General features: G+C 68.6%; 19 protein-coding genes. 6 read left to right on the top strand and 13 right to left on the bottom strand.

What is annotated here, in order from left to right:
* Window positions 1-16: 16 nt before the first annotated feature.
* From ispE to AC1G9C_RS19615, 3 genes are all read right to left on the bottom strand, one after another.
* Window positions 17-892 carry a 4-(cytidine 5'-diphospho)-2-C-methyl-D-erythritol kinase gene (ispE, locus tag AC1G9C_RS19625; RefSeq protein ID WP_457789221.1) on the bottom strand — a complete coding sequence of 292 codons (876 nt, stop codon included), beginning with the start codon at window positions 890-892 and terminating at the stop codon, window positions 17-19.
* A gap of 169 nt (window positions 893-1061) precedes the next feature.
* Window positions 1062-1679: a lipoprotein insertase outer membrane protein LolB gene (gene lolB / locus AC1G9C_RS19620; protein ID WP_021446123.1), complete on the bottom strand. Its 618-nt coding sequence runs from the start codon at window positions 1677-1679 to the stop codon at window positions 1062-1064.
* Complete coding sequence (locus AC1G9C_RS19615) at window positions 1679-3406, bottom strand: tetratricopeptide repeat protein (protein WP_457789223.1); 1728 nt, start codon at window positions 3404-3406, stop codon at window positions 1679-1681. The genes lolB and AC1G9C_RS19615 overlap by 1 nt, the downstream gene beginning before the upstream one ends.
* 198 nt (window positions 3407-3604) lie before the next feature.
* Here AC1G9C_RS19615 and hemA point away from each other — a divergent pair, with 198 nt between their 5' ends.
* From hemA to AC1G9C_RS19585, 6 genes are all read left to right on the top strand, one after another.
* Entirely contained in the window at window positions 3605-4885 is a 1281-nt protein-coding gene (gene hemA, locus AC1G9C_RS19610) for a glutamyl-tRNA reductase (RefSeq protein WP_480408546.1), read from the top strand.
* Window positions 4882-5964: a peptide chain release factor 1 gene (gene prfA, locus AC1G9C_RS19605; RefSeq protein WP_480408545.1), complete on the top strand. Its 1083-nt coding sequence runs from the start codon at window positions 4882-4884 to the stop codon at window positions 5962-5964. Before hemA ends, prfA begins: the two co-directional genes overlap by 4 nt.
* Before the next feature lie 173 nt (window positions 5965-6137).
* Window positions 6138-6971: a peptide chain release factor N(5)-glutamine methyltransferase gene (gene prmC / locus AC1G9C_RS19600; protein WP_480408544.1), complete on the top strand. Its 834-nt coding sequence runs from the start codon at window positions 6138-6140 to the stop codon at window positions 6969-6971.
* Window positions 6972-6978: 7 nt separating this feature from the next.
* Window positions 6979-7737 (top strand): molybdopterin-synthase adenylyltransferase MoeB, encoded by a 759-nt coding sequence (locus AC1G9C_RS19595; RefSeq protein WP_480410424.1) that lies wholly within the window; start codon window positions 6979-6981, stop codon window positions 7735-7737.
* Window positions 7727-8515 carry a glutamate racemase gene (gene murI, locus AC1G9C_RS19590; RefSeq protein ID WP_480408543.1) on the top strand — a complete coding sequence of 263 codons (789 nt, stop codon included), beginning with the start codon at window positions 7727-7729 and terminating at the stop codon, window positions 8513-8515. Before AC1G9C_RS19595 ends, murI begins: the two co-directional genes overlap by 11 nt.
* A gap of 100 nt (window positions 8516-8615) precedes the next feature.
* A complete protein-coding gene (locus AC1G9C_RS19585) occupies window positions 8616-9131 on the top strand; it encodes an acyloxyacyl hydrolase (RefSeq protein ID WP_480408542.1) in 516 nt (171 codons plus the stop codon).
* An 84-nt stretch (window positions 9132-9215) separates the two neighbouring features.
* Here the strand turns inward: AC1G9C_RS19585 and AC1G9C_RS19580 are convergent, their stop codons facing one another.
* The 10 genes from AC1G9C_RS19580 to AC1G9C_RS19535 form a co-directional block, all read right to left on the bottom strand.
* Window positions 9216-9527, bottom strand: a complete 312-nt coding sequence (locus tag AC1G9C_RS19580) for a YkgJ family cysteine cluster protein (protein WP_480408541.1) — start codon at window positions 9525-9527, stop codon at window positions 9216-9218.
* Window positions 9528-9663: 136 nt separating this feature from the next.
* Window positions 9664-10191, bottom strand: a complete 528-nt coding sequence (locus AC1G9C_RS19575; RefSeq protein WP_021443346.1) for a DUF2878 domain-containing protein — start codon at window positions 10189-10191, stop codon at window positions 9664-9666.
* Window positions 10184-11458: a class I SAM-dependent methyltransferase gene (locus AC1G9C_RS19570; RefSeq protein WP_480408540.1), complete on the bottom strand. Its 1275-nt coding sequence runs from the start codon at window positions 11456-11458 to the stop codon at window positions 10184-10186. The genes AC1G9C_RS19575 and AC1G9C_RS19570 overlap by 8 nt, the downstream gene beginning before the upstream one ends.
* Window positions 11445-12245 carry a DUF1365 domain-containing protein gene (locus AC1G9C_RS19565; RefSeq protein WP_480408539.1) on the bottom strand — a complete coding sequence of 267 codons (801 nt, stop codon included), beginning with the start codon at window positions 12243-12245 and terminating at the stop codon, window positions 11445-11447. The genes AC1G9C_RS19570 and AC1G9C_RS19565 overlap by 14 nt, the downstream gene beginning before the upstream one ends.
* Window positions 12245-13492, bottom strand: a complete 1248-nt coding sequence (locus AC1G9C_RS19560; protein ID WP_480408538.1) for an NAD(P)/FAD-dependent oxidoreductase — start codon at window positions 13490-13492, stop codon at window positions 12245-12247. The genes AC1G9C_RS19565 and AC1G9C_RS19560 overlap by 1 nt, the downstream gene beginning before the upstream one ends.
* Complete coding sequence (locus tag AC1G9C_RS19555; RefSeq protein ID WP_480408537.1) at window positions 13489-14256, bottom strand: SDR family NAD(P)-dependent oxidoreductase; 768 nt, start codon at window positions 14254-14256, stop codon at window positions 13489-13491. Before AC1G9C_RS19555 ends, AC1G9C_RS19560 begins: the two co-directional genes overlap by 4 nt.
* Window positions 14253-14675, bottom strand: a complete 423-nt coding sequence (locus AC1G9C_RS19550; RefSeq protein WP_480408536.1) for a nuclear transport factor 2 family protein — start codon at window positions 14673-14675, stop codon at window positions 14253-14255. The genes AC1G9C_RS19555 and AC1G9C_RS19550 overlap by 4 nt, the downstream gene beginning before the upstream one ends.
* Complete coding sequence (gene phrB, locus AC1G9C_RS19545) at window positions 14672-16108, bottom strand: deoxyribodipyrimidine photo-lyase (RefSeq protein WP_480408535.1); 1437 nt, start codon at window positions 16106-16108, stop codon at window positions 14672-14674. The genes AC1G9C_RS19550 and phrB overlap by 4 nt, the downstream gene beginning before the upstream one ends.
* Window positions 16096-17061 (bottom strand): MerR family transcriptional regulator, encoded by a 966-nt coding sequence (locus AC1G9C_RS19540; protein ID WP_397496170.1) that lies wholly within the window; start codon window positions 17059-17061, stop codon window positions 16096-16098. Before AC1G9C_RS19540 ends, phrB begins: the two co-directional genes overlap by 13 nt.
* Entirely contained in the window at window positions 17051-18001 is a 951-nt protein-coding gene (locus tag AC1G9C_RS19535) for a YbgA family protein (RefSeq protein WP_480408534.1), read from the bottom strand. Before AC1G9C_RS19535 ends, AC1G9C_RS19540 begins: the two co-directional genes overlap by 11 nt.
* Window positions 18002-18080 lie beyond the last annotated feature (79 nt).

The raw sequence follows: 18080 nt of genomic DNA, 5'->3' as shown, positions 1-18080 counted from the left end.
ACCGAATGCTCAGCATTCACTTCTTGGCCAATGCTTGGAGCCTGCGGTGCAGCATCGAGATGTTGCGACCTTGAGCGACAAAGCTCGGCAGAGTGCCTGGAAGTTGGCGGGCGACTTTATCAGCATCGTCCCGCTTTGGGAAGCTCCCAAATACGCAAGCTCCAGTGCCGGTCAATCTAGCTGAAACAAATTTGTTCAACAAGATCAAAGCGTTACGAACCTCTGGGTAACGCTTCTCGACCACCGGCTGGCAGTCGTTTCGACCACCCCCCGCAAGAAGGCTGCGAACTTTAATGGGCGGCGTATCCCGTGTCAACTCGGGCGCGCCGAAAACTTCTGCTGTGCTGACAAAGACTTGCGGCACGGCGACGAGGAACCAGGGCTCGTCCAGTTCGACCGGCGTGAGGCGCTCGCCGACGCCCTCGGCGAAGGCCGCGCGGCCGCGCACGAACACCGGTACGTCGGCGCCCAGGGCCAGCCCCAGCTCGGCCAGGCGGTCTTCGCCGAGCCCGGTGTGCCACAGGTGGTCGAGACCGAGCAGGGTGGTGGCGGCGTCCGAACTGCCGCCGCCGATGCCGCCGCCCATGGGCAGGCGCTTGTCCAGCCAGATATCGGCGCCGAGCGCGGTGCCGGAGGCCTGCTGCAGGCGCCTGGCGGCGCGCACGATCAGGTTGCTGTCGTGCGGCACGCCGTCGATGGGCGTGTGCAGGCGGATTTCGCCGTCCTGGCGCACGCTGAAGCCGAGCTCGTCGCCGTGGTCGAGAAACTGGAACAGGGTCTGCAGCTCGTGATAGCCGTCGGCGCGGCGGCCGAGGATATGCAGCATCAGGTTGAGCTTGGCCGGGGCGGGCAGGATGAGTTCGGCGTGGGCGGGAATGGGCGTGGCGGTCATAGGTGCAAGTTGGCGAATTGTGGGGGCGGGAGAGGGCGGGCTACGGCTTTTAGCTTGTAGGGTGGATGACGCTTTTCTATCCACCGGCTGCGGTGGAAAACGCTTCGCGGTTTTCCACCCTAGGTGCGATTACGTCGTCATTCCCCGGATTTCATCCGGGCTACGGAAACTACTGCCCCAGCAGACGCGGTTGCCAGTCCTTGATCACCAGGGTCACTTCCAGGTCCTGGCCGTACAGCTTGAGGCGCTCGGGCAGGGCGTAGCCGTTCTGCTGGGCGTAGCGCTGGTATTCCACCTGCCAGCCGTCCTGCTCCAGGCGCGCCAGGTGGCTGTCGCCGTCGAGGGTCAGGCGGCTGCGGCTGTCCGGTGCGGGCAGGCCGCGAATCCACCACAAGAGGTTGGACACCGGCAGGTCGAGGCGCAGCTGTTCGCGTAGCAGGGCTTCCGGCGAGGCGGCCTGGTAGCGGCCGCGGTTGGCCACTTCCAGCAGGATGTCGCCGGGGCGGCCGGTCAGGCGCGCGGCGCCGCCGCCGAGCGGGCCGGACAGGCGGATGTCGTAGTAGTCCTGGCGCTGCAGCCAGAACAGCGTGGCGCTGCCGGAATCGCGCGGGGCGCGAATACCGATCTTGCCGCTGATCTGCCAGCCGTCGAGCTGGGTGATCTGCCGTTTGTGGGCTTGCCACTGGGCGGGGTCGCCCTGGCCTTCCAGCGCTTCGCGCGAGGTAAGGCCGGCGCAACCGGCGAGCAGGGCGATCAGGCTGAAAACGAGGAGGTGGCGCAGGAACATCAGAGCGTCTCGGAACCGGTCAGGCGCAGCAGGGTGCCGCGCAGGATGGAGCTGTCGGGGGTTTCGGCCAGCGCGTCGCGCCAGATGCGCCGGGCTTCGCGCTGTTTGCCCTGGGCCCAGAGCACTTCGCCGAGGTGGGCGGCGACTTCGTGGTCGGGGAATTTCTCCAGGGCCAGGCGCAGCAGACGTTCGGCCTCGTCGAGCCTGCCCTGGCGGTAGTTGACCCAGCCCAGGCTGTCGAGGATGGCCGGGTCGTCCGGGCTGAGCTGGTGGGCCTTCTCGATCAGCTCGCGTGCTTCTTCATAGCGCGTGGTGCGGTCGGCCAGGGTGTAGCCGAGGGCGTTGAGGGCCATGGCGTGATCCGGCTCGCGTTCGAGGATGAAGCGCAGGTCGCTTTCCAGCTGGCCGAGGTCGTCGCGCTTCTCCGCCAGCATGGCGCGGGTATAGAGCAGGTTCAGGTCGTTGGGGAACTGCTCCAGGCCTTGCTGGATCACGGCCCAGGCCGGTTCGACCTGGCTGCGGTTGCTCAGCGCCTCGGCTTCGATCAGGTACAGCTGGATGGCGTAGTCGGGCTGCGCCTCGCGGGCCTGGGCCAGGCGGGCGCTGGCTTCCGCGCCGCGCTGCTGGGCGAACAGCAGTTCCGCCTGGCGCTGCTGGGCCGGCAGGTAGTCGTTGCTCGGGCCGACCAGGCCGTATTCCTGCAGGGCGCTGTCGGCGTCCTCCAGGGCCTCGTAGGCGCGGCCGAGGTTGTAGTGGGCGGCGTCGACATGGCTGCGCCGCTCCACCAGTTCTTCCAGGTAGACGATGGCCTCTTCCCAGGCCTCGGCCTCCAGGCACACCAGGGCCAGGGAGAAGCGCAGGTCGTCGTCGTTGGGATTTTCCTGGACCAGGGTGGAGAACTCGCCCTTGGCCTCGTCGAGGCGATCCTGTTCCACCAGCAGGCGCGCGTAGGTCAGGCGCAGGCGCTTGTCGTCCGGGTGCTGGCGAATGCCCTTCTCCAGCAGCGGCAGGGCCTCGTCGCCGCGTTTCAGGCTCTGCAGCAGGCGCGCGCGCAGCAGCAGCGGGGAGACTTCGGTCTGGCTGCTCGGCTGGCTTTCCAGCAGAGCCAGGGCTTCCTCGGCGCGGCCGTCCTGTTGCAGCAGGATGGCCTTGCCGAACAGCAGCTGGCTGTTGTCCGGGTACTTGCTCTGCAGGCGGTCGAAGCCCTGCAGCAGGCCGGCGCGGGTGTCCGGGTCGGTTTCCGCGGCGGACAGGGCGAGGAAGTCGAAATGGGTGTCGCCCTGGCGCTGCAGCACCCCTTCCATAAAGGTCATGGACTCGTCGTAGCGGCCGGCGCGCGCCAGTTGCACGGCGGCGGCGCGCTGCGCGTCGATATTGCCGGGGGCGTTCTCGGCCCAGATCAGCGCGCTGTCCAGCGCCGCCTGTTCGGCGCCGAGGTATTCGGCGATGCGGAAGGCGCGCTCGGCGACGCCGGCGTCGCCGGTGGCATTGGCCTGCTGCACGTAGTTGCCGAGGGCGATGTCGAAGCGGTTGCGCTGCCCGGCCAGCTCGGCGGTGAGCAGGGCGAACAGGGTTTCCTGGCTGAACGAGCCGTATTCGCTCGGCTCCAGCTGGGTCTTCTGGTCGGCTTCCTGCACCGGCGGGGTGCCGTCCGGCTCGCTGGGGGCGAAGGTTTGGCAACCGCCGAGCAAGGCGAGTGCGGTGAGCAACGCGAGGGGTCTGTTCATAGGGCCTTGTCGTGCGTTATTTCCGGGCGGCTGGCGCCCTGCGACGTTCGCGGCATCATGACACAAGCCATGGGGCAAGCCCACTGGCAGCGGACGCCGCGGCGAACTGTCTATTGGGACAATAGGTCGCGGTAGTTGTTCTCGCCGGATCGAAGTAGGACAATCGCCGCCTTCCGTACTGCCCCTCAGCGACCCTGCATGGCCTTTATCGCCCTCGGTATCAACCACAAGACCGCCTCGGTAGAGGTGCGCGAGCGCGTTGCCTTCACCCCGGAGCAACTGGTCGAGGCCTTGCAGCAGCTGTGCCGGCTGACCCCCAGTCGCGAGGCGGCGATCCTCTCCACCTGCAACCGCAGCGAGCTGTACCTGGAGCAGGATCAGCTGAGCATCGACGAGGTGCTGCAGTGGCTGGCCGACTATCACCGCCTGAGCCCCGACGAGCTGCGCGCCTGCGCCTACGTGCACAGCGACAACGACGCGGTGCGCCATATGATGCGCGTGGCCTGCGGGCTGGACTCGATGGTGCTCGGCGAGCCGCAGATTCTCGGCCAGCTCAAGTCCGCCTATGCCGTGGCGCGCGAGGCCGGCACCGTCGGCCCGTTGCTCGGCCGGCTGTTCCAGGCCACCTTCAGCACCGCCAAGACCGTGCGCACCGACACCGCCATCGGCGAGAACCCGGTGTCGGTGGCCTTCGCCGCGGTGAGCCTGGCCAAGCAGATCTTCGCCGACCTGCACCGCAGCCAGGCGCTACTGATCGGCGCCGGCGAGACCATCAGCCTGGTGGCGCGCCACCTGCACGATCAGGGCATCAAGCGTATCGTCGTCGCCAACCGCACCCTGGAGCGCGCCAGCCAGCTGGCCGAGCAGTTCGGGGCCCATGCGGTGCTGCTGTCGGACATCCCCGCGGTGCTGGCGCACAGCGATATCGTCATCAGCTCCACCGCCAGCCAGCTGCCGATCCTCGGCAAGGGCGCGGTGGAAAGCGCGCTGAAAAAACGCAAGCACAAGCCGATCTTCATGGTCGACATCGCCGTGCCGCGCGATATCGAGTCGCAGGTCGGCGAGCTGGACGACGTCTACCTCTATACCGTCGACGACCTGCACGAGGTCATCGAGGAAAACCTCAAGAGCCGCCAGGGCGCGGCGCAGGCCGCCGAGGAGCTGATCGCCGCCGGCACCGAGGAGTTCATGCAGCGCCTGCGCGAGCTGGCCGCGGTGGACGTGCTCAAGGCCTACCGCCAGCAGGCCGAGCGTCTGCGCGACGAGGAGCTGGCCAAGGCCCAGCGCCTGCTGGCCAATGGTGCCAGTGCCGAAGAGGTGATGGCGCAACTGGCCCGCGGCCTGACCAACAAGCTGCTGCACGCGCCCAGTGTGCGCATGAAGAAACTCACCGCCGAAGGGCGCCTCGATGCGCTCGGTCTGGCCCAGGAACTCTTCGCCCTCGACGAGGGCGCGCCGTCCGATAAAGGTCTGCAATGAAAGCTTCACTGTTGAACAAGCTGGACAACCTCAGCGACCGCTTCGAGGAGCTGACGGCGCTGCTCGGCGACGCCGAGGTGATCGCCAAGCAGAGCCAGTTCCGCGCCTATTCCAAGGAATACGCCGAGATCGAGCCGGTGATCGCCACCTTCCGCGAGCTGCGCAAGGTGCAGGGCGACCTCGAAAGCGCCCAGGCGCTGCTCAAGGACAGCGACCCGGACCTGCGCGAGATGGCCGAAGAGGAAGTGGCCCAGGCCAAGGAAGCCATGGTCGCCCTGGAAGACAAGCTGCAGCGCATGCTGCTGCCGAAAGACCCCAACGACGGCCGCAACGTTTACCTGGAGGTGCGCGCCGGCACCGGCGGCGACGAGGCGGCGATCTTCTCCGGCGATTTGTTCCGCATGTACTCGCGCTACGCCGAGAAGCAGGGCTGGCGGGTCGAGGTGCTGTCGTGCAACGAAGGCGAGCACGGCGGCTTCAAGGAGGTGATCGCCCGCGTCGAGGGCGACAACGTCTACGCCAAGCTCAAGTTCGAGTCCGGCGCCCACCGCGTGCAGCGCGTGCCGGAAACCGAGTCCCAGGGCCGCATCCACACCTCCGCCTGCACCGTGGCGGTGCTGCCGGAGCCGGACGAGCAGGCGGCCATCGAGATCAACCCGGCCGACCTGCGCGTCGACACTTACCGCTCATCCGGCGCCGGCGGCCAGCACGTCAACACCACCGACTCGGCGATCCGCATCACCCACATTCCCACCGGCACCGTGGTGGAATGTCAGGAAGAGCGTTCGCAGCACAAGAACCGCGCCAAGGCCATGGCCTGGCTGGCGGCCAAGCTGCAGGACCAGCAGGAAGCCGCGGCGCACAAGGAAATCTCCGAGACGCGCAAGCTGCTGGTGGGCTCGGGCGACCGCTCCGAGCGCATCCGCACCTACAACTTCCCGCAGGGCCGGGTCACCGACCACCGCATCAACCTGACCCTGTATTCGCTGAGCGAAGTGATCGCCGGCGGCGTCGACGCCATCATCGAGCCGCTGCTGGCCGAGTACCAGGCCGACCAGTTGGCGGCGCTGGGCGATTGAGTGCAGCCGCACGGTGCGCGCCTCGTAGGCTGCGCCGGGCGCACCGTAGCCCGGAGGCGATCCGGGAAGAGCTGACAGACCCGTAGGGTGGATGACGCTGTTTTCATCCATCATCCCGCACGGTGGGTCGATAAAGCGCGAGCTACGCGCCCGATCCACCCTACGAGAGAACCATGGCCACCATCGAAACCCTGCTAACTAACGCCGAGCTGCCCGACTCGCCCACCCCGCGGCTGGACGCCGAGCTGTTGCTGGCCGCCGCCCTGGGCAAGCCGCGCAGCTACCTGCGTACCTGGCCGGAGCGCGAGCCCGATGCCGCGCAGCAGGCGCTGTTCGACACCTATCTGCAGCGCCGCCGCGCCGGCGAGCCGGTGGCCTATATCCTTGGCCACCAGGGCTTCTGGAGCCTGGATCTGGAGGTGGCGAGCCATACCCTGATTCCGCGCCCGGACACCGAACTGCTGGTGGAAAGCGCCCTCGAGCTGCTGCCGGCCACGCCGCTGGCGGCGCTGGACCTGGGTACCGGCAGCGGCGCCATCGCCTTGGCCCTGGCCAGCGAGCGGCCGGCCTGGCGCGTCACCGGGGTGGACCGGGTGGCGGAGGCGGTGGCCCTGGCCGAGCGCAATCGCCAGCGCCTCCAGCTGGACAATGCCGAGTTTCTCCACAGCCACTGGTTCTCCGCCCTGGCCGACCGACGTTACAGCCTGATCCTCAGCAACCCGCCCTATATTCGCGCCGACGACCATCACCTCGATCAGGGCGACCTGCGTTTCGAGCCGAGCAGCGCGCTGGTCTCCGGCGCCGACGGGCTGGACGATATCCGTGTCATCATCCAGGCCGCGCCGGCCCATCTGCAGCCCGGCGGCTGGCTGCTGCTGGAGCACGGCTTCGATCAGGCCGAGGCGGTGCGCGCGCTGCTCAAAGCTGTCGGCTTCGCCGAGGTGGACAGCCGGCGTGACCTGGCCGGCCACCAGCGCATCAGTCTGGGACGTTTCCATCATGAGTGACCCCACCATGCTCAGCGACGACGAGCTGCTGCGCTACAGCCGGCAGATTCTCCTCAAACAGATCGACGTCGACGGCCAGTTGCGCCTCAAGCAGAGCCGCGCGCTGATCGTCGGCCTCGGCGGGCTGGGCTCGCCGGTGGCGCTGTACCTGGCCGCCGCCGGCGTCGGCGAGTTGCACCTGGCCGACTTCGACCGCGTCGACCTGACCAACCTGCAGCGGCAGATCGCCCACGACACAACCAGCATCGGCCAGGCCAAGGTGGATTCGGCCATGGCGCGGCTGGCCGCGATCAATCCGCAGGTGCGCCTGGTGCCGCATCGCCAGGCGCTGGACGCCGACTCGCTGGCCGCGGCGGTGAGCGGCGTCGATCTGGTGCTGGACTGCTCGGACAACTTTTCCACCCGCGAGGCGGTCAATGCCGCCTGCGTGGCCGCCGGCAAGCCGCTGGTGTCCGGCGCGGCGATCCGCCTGGAAGGCCAGCTCTCGGTATTCGATCCGCGCAATGCCGCCAGCCCCTGCTACCACTGCCTTTACGGCCACGGCAGCGAGGCCGAGCTGACCTGCAGCGAGGCCGGGGTGGTCGGCCCGCTGGTGGGCTTGGTCGGCAGCCTGCAGGCGCTGGAGGCGCTCAAGCTGCTGGCCGGCTTCGGCGAGCCGCTGGTCGGCCGCCTGCTGTTGATCGATGCCCTCGGCACGCGCTTTCGCGAGCTGCGGGTCAAGCGCGATCCGGCCTGCAGCGTGTGCGGCGGTGGCGATGGCCGGTAACGCGCCGGTCGGCGTGTTCGACTCCGGGGTCGGCGGCCTGTCGGTGCTGCGCGAGATTCGCCAGTTGCTGCCGCACGAGTCGCTGCTCTACGTCGCCGACAGCGGCCACGTGCCTTACGGTGAGAAGAGCCCCGAGTTCATCCGCGAGCGCAGCCGCGTCATCGCCGAGTTCCTCCTCGCCCAGGGCGCCAAGGCGCTGGTGCTGGCCTGCAACACCGCCACCGTGGCGGCGGTGGGCGAGCTGCGCGAGCGTTACCCGGCGCTGCCCATCGTCGGCATGGAGCCGGCGGTGAAGCCGGCTGCGGCGGCCACCCGCAGCGGCGTGGTCGGCGTGCTGGCCACCACCGGTACGCTGAAGAGTGCCAAGTTCGCCGCCTTGCTCGACCGCTTCGCCAGCGATGTGCGGGTGATCACCCAGCCCTGCCCGGGGCTGGTGGAATGCATCGAGGCCGGTGCGCTGGAGGCGCCGGCCACCCGCGAGCTGCTGCAGGGCTATGTCGCGCCGCTGCTGGCCGAGGGCTGCGACACGCTGATCCTCGGCTGCACCCATTACCCCTTCCTCAAGCCGCTGCTGCGTCGTCTGGTGCCGGACTCGGTGAGCCTGATCGACACCGGCGCGGCGGTGGCGCGCCAGCTGCAGCGTCTGCTCGAACAGGGCCAGTTGCTGGCCGCCGGGCCGGCGCAGGCGACCCGTTACTGGAGCAGCGGATCGCCTGCGCAAATGCAGCGGGTATTGCCGGTGCTGCTGGGCGAGGCGGCCGAAGTGCGGGCATTCTGAGCCGGGTTTTGTGCCTTTGTAGCCTTTCGCTCATAACGAAGGCTTCTATACTCAGGTGCAGGTCATTCGTTCTAGCTGACTTCTCAAGAAGGAATAATTCATGAAGAAGCTGTGTGTTTTGGCTGCCTGTGCAGCCTTATCCATGGGACAGATGGGGGCGGTACAGGCGGCGGACGTGACCGCTGCCATCGGCCAGAGCGGCGATTCCACCATGGTCTATCGCCTGGGGGCGCAATGGGACTGGAGCAGCAGCTGGCTGCAGAGCGACGTCGGTCGCCTGACCGGCTACTGGGATCTGGGGTACACCTACTGGGACGGCGACGAGACGGCGAGCAACCACAGTCTGTCGTTCGCCCCGGTATTCGTCTACGAGTTCGCCGGCCAACACGTGCGCCCCTATATCGAGGCGGGCATCGGCGTGGCGGCCTTCTCCAGCACCGAGCTGGAAGACAACGACCTGGGCTCGTCCTTCCAGTTCGAGGACCGCATCGGCGTCGGCCTGCGCTTCTCCGGCCAGGAGGTCGGCCTGCGCGCGGTGCACTACTCCAACGCCGGCCTGCAGAACCCCAACGACGGCGCCGAAGCCTACACCCTGCATTATCGGCTGAGCTTCTGAACCACAAGACCGGGCCAGTCCCGGTCTTTTTCGTTGCGCGTCTCGCCTGGGGATTGGGGGCGCGCGGCGCACGGGTTTACCCCGTTATCGATAGGCCCCGGCGATACCGCGGCGCTGCTCCAGGCACTCGGCCGCGCCCAGCTCGAATTCGCGGCAGATCATCGGACGCACTGCGTAGATGGTGCAGCGCATGCTGTCGCGATCCAGCGCCGCGCACCAGCCGTCGTCCAGGCGGCGCATCACCTCGCCGCCCCACTGGTCGGTATCGATATAGCGCGGCGGCACGCCGCTGTCGCCGAACAGCATCACTTCCAGCTGGCAGCAGCAGGCCGCGCAGGTGCTGCAGCTGACTTCGGGCTCGCTCGGCAATTGGCTGTGGGGGATGGTCTGGCTCATGGCGCGGCAGTGTACGCCAAGGCTCGCCGTCGTGGTGTGCGGACGGCTGAGCGGTTCGCGGCGCCGGTTGGCGCTGAGCGTAGCGAAGCCCAACAGCGAGCGCGCAGCGCTCCGCCCGTCGATCTCAAGGCCGAATCTACGCCGCTCGCCGGCTACGCAGACTCTGTTCGTACTGGGCGCGATACAGCCGGGCGAAGCCGTGCAGCACCGGCATCGCCACCGCCCAGACCGCGGCGAGGATGGCCAGGGTCGGCCAGGTGCCCAGCGGCAGGCCGACGTCGGCGATCTGCGCGCCGCCGTAGTAGGACAGTGGCGCCGCCAGCGCGCCGAGCAGGCTGCCTTTCCACCAGGGCTGCGCGGTCCAGGCCAGGCAATGGTTGAGGGTGCTGGCCAGCAGCAGCCAGAGCAGCGCCAGCCACAGCGGGATCAGTTGGCGCGGCTCGCCGAAGTCGAACAGCCCAAGGTTGAGCAGGAAGCTGTCTAGCGCGCTGCCGGCGAGAAACACGCTGAGCAGCAGCTTGCCCTCCGCCGCCCAGCTGCTGACCCACAGCAGGTGCACCGCCATGATCGCCGCCACCAGCAGCAGCCAGGGGCTGTCGCCGGCGAAGACGCAGACCAGCCAGCCGAGCTGGAAGAGAAGGGCGTTGGCGATCAGTTTAGGCATCGAAGTTTCCTAGCAGAGGGGCGGGCCGCGCGGCCGGCTTGGCCAGCAGCAGTTGCGCGGTGCCAATGGTGCGTTCGAGGAAGCCTCCCTCGCAATAGCACAGGTAGAACTCCCAGAGTCGGTAGAAGTAGTCGTCGTAGCCCAACTGCTCCAGGCGCTGGCGGGCCTGGCGCAGGTTGTCGTGCCACAGGCGCAGGGTACGCGCGTAGTGCAGGCCGAAATCTTCCATATGGTGCAGGTTGAGGTCGGTATGGCGGCCGACCACATCGAGCATCTTCTGTACCGAGGGCAGGGCGCCGCCGGGGAAGATGTAGCGCTGGATGAAGTCCACCGACTTGCAGGCCTGTTCGTAGCGTTGATCACGGATGGTGATGGCCTGCAGCAGCATCAGCCCGTCGGGCTTGAGCAGGCGCGCGCACTGCTGGAAGTAGGTGGGCAGAAAACGGTGGCCGACCGCCTCGATCATCTCGATGGAGACCAGCTTGTCGTACTGGCCCTCGAGGTCGCGGTAATCCTCCAGCAGCAGGGTGATGCGATCCTCCAGGCCCAGCTCGCGGATGCGCCGTGCGGTATGGGCATGCTGCTCGCGCGACAAGGTGGTGGTGGTCACCCGGCAGCCGTAGCGGGTGGCGGCATGGATGGCCATGCTGCCCCAGCCGGTGCCGATCTCCAGCAGGTGGTCGGATGGCCTGAGCGCCAGCTTCTGGCAGATGCGCTCCAGCTTGTTGAGCTGCGCCTGCTCCAGGCTGTCATCCGCGCCTTTGAACATGGCCGCCGAATACATCATGGTCGGGTCGAGGAACTGCTCGAACAGTTCGTTGCCCAGGTCGTAGTGCGCGGCGATATTGCGCCGCGAGCCCTGGCGGGTGTTGCGGTTGAGCCAGTGCAGGCCCTGGATCAGCGGCCGGCCGAGTTGCGCCAGGCCGCGCTCCATGGCGTCGAGCACCTCCAGGTTGGCGACGAAGATGCGGATCACCGCGGTCAGGTCCGGGGTGCTCCAGTACCCGTGGATATAGGCCTCGCCCGAGCCGATCGAACCGTTGCCGGCCACCAGGCCCCAGACCGCGCCGTCGAGCACGCGGATTTCGCCGCGCAGGCTGGCCTGCGGGTCGCCGAAGTGCAGGGTCTCGGCGCCCTCGTGGATGGTCAGCCGGCCATGGCGCAGGCGACCCAGCTGGCGCAGTACGGCGCGGCGCAACAGGCCGGCACCGAGGCCGCTGCCGGCACGCACGCTGTCTTTGGCGGAGGTCAGGCTAGAGCTTTTCATAGGGCAGGTCCTTCGGTTGCGGGCGGGCGACGCGGAAGTCGCCTTCCGCGGCCTGGTGAGCGAACAGGGGCACGCGTTTGAGCAGCAGGCGCAGGGCCTGCCAGTAGATGGCCGCGAGGGTCTTGGCGGTCATCCAGGGGAAACTCAGCAGATGGCGGTGCAGGCTGGCGCGGCTCAGGGGCTGGCGCTGCAGGCTGAGGCTGGCGTCGAAGAGCTTTTCCTCGCCGTTCCAGTCGGCCATATGAATGCCCAGGCGCTCGCCCACCGGGCTGAAGCTCATGCGGTACTCAAGCTCGTGCGGCAGAAAGGGCGAGACGTGGAAGGCCTTGGCCACGCTGAACTGCTGCCGCCCAGTGCCGGCTGCCGGCAGCACGTAGTGATAGCGCTCGCGCCAGGGCGTGTTGCTCACTTCGCAGAGGATCGCCAGTAGTTGCTCGTCGGCGTCGAAGCAGTAGAAGAAGCTCGCCGGGTTGAACGCCAGGCCCCAGCTGCGCGGCTGGGTCAGCAGGCAGATGCGCCCCAGCGGGCGCCGGCCGATGGCCCGCTCGACGCGCTGGCGCACCGCCTCGGCCAGGGGCATGCCGGCGCGGGTGAATTGCGGCAGGTAATCGGACTCGCGAAAGGCGAAGGGCATCCAGCGGCTGCGCCCGGCCAGCTTTGAGAGGGCGAACAGGGCGTCCTGCTCGTCCAGATCGAGGTAGAGCAGGCCCATGCGGTAGCGGAAGGCGTGCGCGCGCGGGGCGAAGCGCCGATGCTGCACCCAGCCGCTGTACAGGGCGCTGTGCATCACAGCGCCTCGCCGAAGGCGCGGGCCACGCGCAGCGCGCTGAGCACGCCGTCCTCGTGGAAGCCGTTGGCCCAGTAGGCGCCGCAGTAGTAGCTGTGCTGGCTGCCTTGCAGCTCTTCCCAGCGCGCCTGGGCGGCGATGCCGGCCAGGCTGTACTGCGGGTGGGCGTAGCGAAAGCGCGCGAGCAACTTGGCCGGGTCGATGGCCGCGCCCTGGTTGAGGCTGACGCAGAAGGTGGTATCGCTGTCGATACCCTGCAGGATGTTCATGTTGTAGGTGACCGCTGCCGGTCGATCGCTCGGCCCGCCCAGGCGGTAGTTCCAGCTGGCCCAGGCCAGCTGGCGCCGGGGCAGCAGGCGCGTATCGGTATGCAGCACCACCTCGTTGTCGGCGTAGGGCAGGGCGCCGAGGATGGCCTGCTCGGCGGCGCTGGGCCCTGCCAGCAGGGCCAGGGCCTGGTCGCTGTGGCAGGCGAACACCACCTTGTCGAAGCGCTCGGCGCCGGCGGCGCTGTGCAGGGTGACGCCGCCGGCATCGCGCTCGACCCGCTGCACCGGGCAGTTGAGCCGGATGCGCTCGGCGAAGCTGGCGCTCAGCGGCGCCACGTAGCTGCGCGAGCCGCCGGCGATCACCTGCCACTGCGGGCGGTCGCTGATCGACAGCAGGCCGTGGTTCTTGCAGAAGCGCACGAAGAACTGCAGCGGAAAACCGAGCATGCCGGCCAGCGACATCGACCAGATCGCCGCGCCCATGGGCACTATGTAGTGGTCGATGAAGCGCTGGCCGTAGCCGTTGCGCGCGAGGTAGTCGCCGAGGGTGGTGTCGGCGGCGATGCGGCCGCAGGCCAGGTCGTCCTGGGTCTGGCGGTTGAAGCGTAGGATGTCGCGCAGCATGCCCCAGAATCCCGGCGAGACCAGGTTGCGGCGCTGGGCGAACAGGCTGTTGAGGTCGTGACCGTTGTACTCCAGGCCGCTGGCCGGATCGCTGACCGAGAAGCTCATCTCGGTGGGCTGGTAGGCCACGCCGAGCTGTTCCAGCAGGCGGATGAAGTTGGGGTAGGTCCAGTCGTTGAAGACGATGAAGCCGGTGTCGATGGCGTACGCGCGGCCGTCCACCTCGACGTCCACCGTATGGGTGTGGCCGCCGACCCAGTCGCTGGCCTCGAATACCTGGATCTCGTGCTGGCGATTGAGCAGGTAGGCGCTGGTCAGGCCGGCGATGCCGCTGCCGATGATGGCGATTTTCATGGGGCGTCCTGGGTGGTGGGCTCGCTGCGCGCCAGGCGGCGGCCGATGGCCAGGCGCAGGCGTTTGGGCAGCAGGCCGAGGAGTTTCAGGGTGACGATAAAGGGCGCGGGAAAGGCGATTTCCAGCGGGTGCTTGTCCAGCCGTGCGGCGATGTGCCGGGCGGCCCTTGCCGCCGGCCAGCGCATGGGCATGGGGAAGTCGTTCTTCTGCGTCAGCGGGGTGTCGACGAAGCCGGGGCTGATCAGGGTGACGTCGATGCCTTCGCCGGCCAGGTCGATGCGCAGCGCCTCCAGCAGGTAGCGCATGGCCGCCTTGGAGGCGCCGTAGGCCTCGGCGCGCGGCAGGGCGAGGAAGGTCACCGAGCTGCCGACGCCGACCAGGTGCGGCCGCTCGCCCCGACGCAGCAGGGGCAGGGCCGCCTCGATGCAGTGGCTGGCCGAAAGCAGGTTGGCGCGTATCACCCGCTCGATGAGGGCGGACTCGTACACCTGGGCGTCGAGGTACTCGCAGGTGCCGGCGTTGAGGATGGCGCAATCCAGCGCGCCCCAGGCCTGCCCGATGCGCTGGGCGATGGCGCGCACCTGCTCGGGCTCGCAGAGATCGCCCGGCACCACCAGCACCTGCTCGGGGAAGCGCATCGCCAGCTCCTGCAGCGGGCCGCTGCGGCGCGCGCTGAGGGCCAGGCGGTGGCCGCCGCGCAGCAGTTCCTCGGCCAGGGCGATGCCGATGCCACTGCTGGCGCCGGTAAGCCAGATACGCTTCATGCCAGCCTCCGCTTCAGCCAGCCGATGCTCTGGCCGAGCACGGGCAGATGCTCGTAGAGCAGGGCGCCGGCGTCGAAGTAGTCGCGGTGCAGATAGACCTTGTCGCGCCACTGCAGGTGCGTGCAGCCGTCGACTTGGATCGGTGCGCCGCGGGCCAGGCGCGGGTGGCGGTAGCTCAGGGTCCAGCGCAGGTAGCCTTGGCCCTCGTCGACCCGGTCGCGGCCGTGGAACTCGAAGCGCAGCGCGTCGACATTGGCGTACAGCTCGGCGAAGTAGCGGCGCAGCGCGTCCAGGCCGCGTACCTCGTGCAACGGGTCGCGAAACAGCACGTCGTCGCTGTACAGCTCGCCGAGCCGCTCGAGGTTGTCCTTGTTCAGCGCGGCGAAGCGTTCGCCGAAGGTGGACAGGAAATCGTTCATGCGGGCACCTCCCGGTTGCCGAGATGCTTGAACGCGGCCAGGGCGCGTTCGCGCGAGCGCGCCAGATCGACGATCGGCCGCGGGTAGCCGGCCGGGGCGAGCAGCCCGCCGAGCGCGGCCGGATCATGGATGTCGCGCTTGTTCAGCCCGGCCAGCTCCGGCACCCAGTGACGGATGAAGTGGCCGTCGGGATCGAACTTCTGCGACTGGCTGATGGGGTTGAAGATGCGGAAATAGGGGGCCGCGTCGGTGCCGGTGGAGGCGCTCCACTGCCAGCCGCCGTTGTTCGCCGCCAGGTCGCCGTCGATCAGCTGACGCATGAAGAAGCGCTCGCCCTCGCGCCAGTCGATCAGCAGGTTCTTGGTCAGGAACATGGCGACGATCATGCGCAGGCGGTTGTGCATCCAGCCGGTCGCGCGCAGCTGGCGCATGGCGGCATCGACTATGGGCAGGCCGGTGCGGCCCTGCTGCCAGGCGGCCAGCTCGTCCGGCGCGTCACGCCAGGGCAGCGCCTCGGTTTCCTGGCGGAAGGCGCGGTGCATCGAGACCCGCGGGTAGCCCACCAGGATGTGCTTGTAGAACTCGCGCCAGAGCAGTTCGTTGATCCAGGTGACGGCGCCGGGGTTGCCGCTGTCGAACTCGCCGCGGTTGGCGCGCAGCGCCGCATGCAGGCACTGGCGCGGCGACAGCACGCCGGCGGCCAGGTAGGGCGACAGCTGGCTGGTGCCGAGGGTGGCGGGAAAGTCGCGCGCCTCTTGGTAGAACTCGATGCGCTCCTCGGCGAAGCGCGCCAGGCGGCTGTGCGCCTGCTCTTCGCCGGCCGGCCAGAGCGCGCGCAGCGCCTCGCTCGGTGCGGCGAAGCCGGCGATCGCGGCGGGCAGCGGGTCGCTGGCCACGTCCAGCGGCGCCTGCGCCTTCGGTTGTGCGCGCAGCGCCGGCAGGGCGGTGTGCAGGCGCTGGTAACAGACCTTGCGGAACTGGCTGTAGACCTGGAAGTAGCCGCCGGACTGGGTCAGCACGCTGCCGGGCTTGAACAGCAACTGGTCCAGGTGGCTGTGCCAGGCGACGTCCTGCTGCGCCAGATAGGCCGCGGTGGTGCGGTCGCGCAGGCTCTCGTGGACGCCGTACTCCTCGTTGACCTGCACCGTCCCTATGGCGTGCTGGTGACAGACTTCGGCGACGATGGCGGGTGCCTGCTCCCAGTCGTCGCACTGGCGCACCAGCAGCGGCACATTCAGCCGCTGCAAGGCACGCTGCAGTTCGACCAGGTTGCGCAGCCAGAACTCGACCTTGCACGGCGCGTCGTCGTGGGCCAGCCACTGCTTGGGGCTGAGCAGGTACAGCGCCAGGGTCGGGCCGGCGGCCATGGCGCTGGCCAGGGCGCTGTTGTCGTGCACGCGCAGGTCGCTGCGCAGCCAGATCAGTTGACGCATGGTGAATCCTCGAGGGGGCCGAGCAGGCCCTGGCGCTGCAGCCAGGCATGGGCGGCCAGCGGGTCGGCGGCCAGCGCCAGCTCGGCCAGCACGTCGCGGTGGATATGGGCGGCGGGGCCGGCCAGCAGCAGCGGGATCCGGCACTGCCGGTGCAGGCGCGGCAGCTGGCGGCGCAGCAGGGCGCCGTCGAGCGCCTGGTCGGCGTACAGCAGCAACGCGCGCGGGGCGATCTGCTCCAGGGCCAGGGCCAGTTCGGCGGGCGGCAGCGGCCAGTCGAACACCTCCACCGGGCAGTCGCTGTCGCTGACCAGCCAGGCGCACAGCCACAGGCCGGGCTCCATCGGCGCGTCGCCGAGGTTGACCAGCAGCAGCGGCGCACCGCCGGCCTGACGGTTGTTGTGGTAGATGCGCGTGGCAAACTTGCTGCGCAGCCAGGAGAAGAAGAACACCTGCTCCAGGCGCGCGCCGAACTGGCCCTGCCAGCGCTGCTGCAGTTCGCCGAGCAGCGGCCAGAGCAGGCGTTCGACCAGGGTGCGCAGCGGGTAGAGCGCCAGGGCGGCGTTGAAGCTTTCGTCCAGGCGCCGTTCGGCGAGCTGGGCGATATGCCCGAGCAGCTCACCGCGCAATTGTCGCCAGCCGCCGTCGGCCGGCAGCTGCAGCGGTTGGCGGCTGTCCAGCAGTTCCTTGACCTGGCTCACCGCGACGCCACGGCCGAGCCAGCCGAGGATGGCCTGGATGCGCGCCACGTGTTGCGGCGAGTAGAGGCGGTGACCCTTGGCCGTGCGCTGCGGCACGATCAGCCCGTAGCGGCGCTCCCAGGCGCGCAGGGTGACGGCGTTGACCCCGGTGCTGCGCGCCACGTCGCGAATTGGCAGATAGCCCTGGGCGAGGGCGCTGCGCAGCTGATCGGCGGCCTCGCTGCGCTGCAGCTGGTCGTTCGGCTCAGAGGGCATTGCGCAGACTCAGACGTTCCGGATGCGGCTGCAGGTAGACCTGCTCGGCGATGTAGCGATCCGGGTGGCGGCGGAAATGATGTTTGAGCAGGGTCAGCGGCACCACCAGCGGCACCACGCCGTCGCGGTACTGGCCGATCAGCTGTTGCATCTCCTGTTTCTCGTCGGGGCTCAGGGCGCGCTTGAGATAGCCGGCCAGGTGCTGCAGCACGTTGCTGTGGGTGCCGCGGGTGGCGCAGCGCTTCAGCGCCGCCATTAGCTGGCTGAAATAGTGCGGCGCCAGGCTGGCCAGGTCGTGCCGGGCGAGATCGCCGACTAGGCGGCCGAGGGTCTTGTACTGCAGCGGGTCGGTGGCCAACAGCAGGTACTTGTAGCGCGAGTGGAAGGCGATCAGCGCGCGGCGTGTCAGGCCCTCCTGCAGCAGACGTTGCCACTCGGCGTAGGCGAACACGCGGGTGAGGAAGTTCTCGCGCAGCACCGGGTCGTTGAGGCGGCCGTCTTCCTCCACCGGCAGGTCGGGATGCCGGGCGCAGAAGGCCGCGGCGAAGATGCCACGGCCCGGCTCGCTGGGGCGGCCGCCGTCCTGGTAGACCTTGACCCGCTCCAGGCCGCAGGACGGCGACTGCTGCATGAAGATGAAGCCACAGATGCCCTGCAGCTCGCCGGCCATGCGTTCGGCATAGGCGGCCAGGGCGTCAGTGACGTCGTGCGAGCGTTCCACCGTGCCGACTGCGCGCGGCGCCTGCGGGTCGCCCACCAGGCGAATCGGCTGGCGCGGCACCGGCATGCCGATGCCGACTTCCGGGCACACCGGGACGAACTCGAAATGCTCGGCGAGGCTGCGGCTGCACAGGCGCGACAGCTTGTGACCGCCGTTGTAGCGCACCTCGGCGCCCAGCAGGCAGGCGCTGATGCCCAGTTTGGCTTTGCTCGGTTGCATGACTCGACCTCCGGCTGTCTTGTACATGGGCTTGGTCATGTACAACTTTTGTCCATCATAGGTCTGCTATTGTACAAGT

It is taken from the genome of Pseudomonas sp. ABa2, assembly GCF_056676075.1.
This window is presented reverse-complemented; position numbering and strand designations above follow the sequence as displayed.